Source organism: Clostridium vitabionis, assembly GCF_015351765.1.
Lineage (GTDB): Bacteria > Bacillota > Clostridia > Lachnospirales > Lachnospiraceae > Clostridium_R > Clostridium_R vitabionis.
This window is the reverse complement of sequence record NZ_JADKQA010000019.1, coordinates 1-2,906: the sequence shown is the minus strand read 5'-3', so window position 1 is coordinate 2,906 and position 2,906 is coordinate 1. Positions and strand designations below refer to the sequence as shown.

Annotated in this window: 3 protein-coding genes and 1 pseudogene; 1 reads left to right on the top strand and 3 read right to left on the bottom strand. The window is 44.8% G+C overall.

Going from position 1 to position 2,906, the window contains the following annotated elements:
* Positions 1-94: 94 nt before the first annotated feature.
* From ISF27_RS13025 to ISF27_RS13015, 3 genes and pseudogenes are all read right to left on the bottom strand, one after another.
* Positions 95-643 (bottom strand): annotated as a pseudogene (locus ISF27_RS13025) (TMEM175 family protein); the annotation flags it as partial.
* 78 nt (positions 644-721) lie between these two features.
* The gene (locus ISF27_RS13020; RefSeq protein ID WP_194611896.1) at positions 722-1,348 is read right to left on the bottom strand and encodes an MBL fold metallo-hydrolase; all 627 of its coding nucleotides are present in this window, start codon (positions 1,346-1,348) and stop codon (positions 722-724) included.
* A gap of 3 nt (positions 1,349-1,351) precedes the next feature.
* Positions 1,352-2,050, bottom strand: coding sequence for a DsbA family oxidoreductase (locus ISF27_RS13015; RefSeq protein ID WP_194611895.1), 699 nt, complete (start codon positions 2,048-2,050; stop codon positions 1,352-1,354).
* 117 nt (positions 2,051-2,167) lie between these two features.
* On the opposite strand from ISF27_RS13015, the gene ISF27_RS13010 reads away from it, so the two are divergent.
* Complete coding sequence (locus tag ISF27_RS13010; RefSeq protein ID WP_194611894.1) at positions 2,168-2,776, top strand: TetR/AcrR family transcriptional regulator; 609 nt, start codon at positions 2,168-2,170, stop codon at positions 2,774-2,776.
* The last annotated feature ends 130 nt before the right edge of the window (positions 2,777-2,906 follow it).

Genomic DNA, 2,906 nt, shown 5'->3' with positions numbered 1-2,906 from the left:
CCCCGGATGAAATCTTCGAGGAGGAAATCGACCGAATCTACCAGGCTACTGCCTAGCGGAGGGTGTCCAACTTGTTATTGCAATTTACCCTTTATTAATTATACATCTTTTCGATTCTGAGTTCAGGGATGACCCAAATCATGGCGATCACGCCCATGCTGACAAATGCAAGCTGCCAGAGATGGAACGCCGCAAACGCAACGGACACGATATGTAAAATAACAGTAGCCCATTCTTTTCTATGGCTGTCGTTCAATGCGGATACATTCTCTGAAATACTTTCTTTCATCAGTGTCTTCTCCAAGCCAAGATAAGCAATAGTACATAGCAGATAGGAAGACGCATATACGATAACCGGAATATATTCAAACTTTGTCTTTTGTGCCCAATTTGTTGCTAGAGGCAGTAATGACAGAAGAAACAAGAAAAACAGGTTGCTCCACAGGACCTTCCCGTTTACCTGCGCTACAATCTGCGTCAAATGATGATGGTTGTTCCAGTAAATCGCTATCATAAAAAGACTGATTGCATAGCACACGATGCCAGGGATTAAGGAAAGAAGGTCGCGTAAAGCTCCGCCTTCCGGCACAGATATTTGCATGACCATAATCGTTATAACAATCGCGATAACGCCATCACTGAAAGCCTCTAAACGATTTTATGACACCCAATGATCCCTGCCGACGGCGGGCAGCACATATAGGCTGCCCGCCCATCGCATCTAATATCTATATCTTTGCTTTTCGAGCCCTACCGTTGTTTGAGCCGAGTGCCCCGAACAAAGAACCGTCTCGTTTGGCAGGGAAAAAATTATGTTGTGGATACTGTTTTGTAAATCTATCAGATTCCCGCCCGGATATTGATAGTTCCCAATGCTTCCCTTGAAAATTGTGTCTCCAACAAATGCAACGTGATCATTGGAGGAGTAGTAGGTGACGGAATCCGTCGTGTGTCCCGGTGTATAGATTACGTGCAGGAAAAAAGACGGGTTTGCTTCCAGCGTGATATTGTCCCCATCATCTATAAATGTTGCATCTCGTATCGTAATCGGAGGTCCGCAGAGAGCCGACAGATTTTTTCTGGCATCCAGCAGATAATCGTTCGCTGTTCGATAGGCGAGTACGGGAAGATTTAATACACGGCGGAGTTCGTTTGCCGCTCCGGTATGGTCAAAATGCCCATGTGTAAGCAGTATTTTTTCGATTTCCCAGCCGTTTTCTTTGATAAGCTCAAGCAGTCCTGCAGCTTGTGCGCCGGGATCAATTAAAAAGCCATGCTGTGTTTTATCGTCAATGTAAAAGAAGCAGTTTTCCTCAAAATACCCTTTTACCGGTACCTCTATAATCATAGCTCAACCAATCCTGCAGCCATCCAGACCGCAGCTCATCCCCTGTTCCATGCCAGCCTCCGTCTCCTGCTCCAATGCTTTTTGAAGCGTGGCCTTCATGCCCTCTACGCTTTGTGCACCGGAAATTCCATACTTTCCTACTACAAAAAACGGAACCGCGTGGATGCCATTTTGGAAAGCCTCATTCTCGTCTGAAATCACTTCATCCCGGTACCTGTCTGAATTCAGGACTTCTCTGACCTCTGCCGCGTCCAGTCCGCACGCTTCACCGATACTCTGGAGAAGCGCTTTGTCCGCAAGTTCTTTGTTGTCGGTAAAATATGCTTTGAACAGTGCAGAGATCATACGCTCTGTCAGTGCCGGATTTCCTTTGCTCTGGGCCAGTTTCGTCAGGCGATGTGCATCCATTGTATTTGTAAAAAGCGTAGAGGCGTACTGGAAATCAAGTCCCTCAGCAATTCCCATCTGAGAGATGTTTTCAATTTGCCTTCCAGCAGCCTCAAACGAGATTCCATATTTATCAGCAAAACGTGTCTGCGTGTCGCTGACTGCGTGTTCCCCTGCGGAAGGGTCTAACTGGAAGGCTTTCATTTCAAGCTGCACATTTTTCATTTCAGGGATAGATTCAATCGCTTTCTTTAGACGCGCCTCACCGATATAGCAGTAGGGGCAAGCGTAGTCTGACCAATACGTAATTTTCATCGTTGCAAACTCCTTTCAAATAATCGAACGTGTTATATTTACTTCTGCTTGCAACTATATAGAACATGTTCTATAATGTCAATAGTCAAAATGAACTTGATCTAAAAGGAGAATGACATGGCAAAAAAATGTGGGCGGCCTGCGAAAAGTGCAGATCAAGTAGACAGCAAACAGAGAATCATAGATACAACCATTGACCTGATCCGAAAAAATGGAGCGGATTATATCACCGTGAGAAATGTGTGCGCGGCGGCAGATCTTTCCATCGGAACTTTTTACCATTATTTCAGAGACAAAGATGACCTGCTTATGTACTTTGTCCGTGAGACCTCCTTTGAAAGCTGTTCTCTGAAAACACCCCTCAACAAGATCGATGAGCGCATTTCAGAACTGTATATGCTCCTTATAAACCGATATATGGAATTCGGCCTTGACTTTATGAAGAGTTTTTATACTGCCGGAAATCGTTCGCTTTCAGCGTATATGTCGGAAGTTGAAGGACAATTTGAGCCGGATACCGTGATGGCCCGTAGCGAGCGGGAAATAACGGCGGCGCAGGCTCAGGGAATCATCAAAAAAAGTGCAAATATCCATGAAATATGTATGGACATCTGCACAATCGTTAAAGGCTGTGTTTTGGAATGGTGCCTGATGGAAGGAAATATGAATATAAATAGTGCTCTGCAACGGATTATAAATCTGTATATCCAGAGTTACCTGAATTAGAGATTTTAGGAAACGTGGTAGTCAATTGCGCTCCCTGAGTCAAGTCCAAATTTGTGTGTAAATTGATTTCAGGTATAATTGTTGATAACTATGCTGCCAGGAGGGCGGCCTGTTCTTCAGCGATCAGGTG

Excerpts from the sequence above, each read along its gene's own strand:
- ISF27_RS13020 (WP_194611896.1), bottom strand. The coding sequence starts at position 1,348 with ATGATTATAGAGGTACCGGTAAAAGGGTATTTTGAGGAAAACTGCTTC.
- ISF27_RS13015 (WP_194611895.1), bottom strand. The coding sequence starts at position 2,050 with ATGAAAATTACGTATTGGTCAGACTACGCTTGCCCCTACTGCTATATC.
- ISF27_RS13010 (WP_194611894.1), top strand. The coding sequence starts at position 2,168 with ATGGCAAAAAAATGTGGGCGGCCTGCGAAAAGTGCAGATCAAGTAGAC.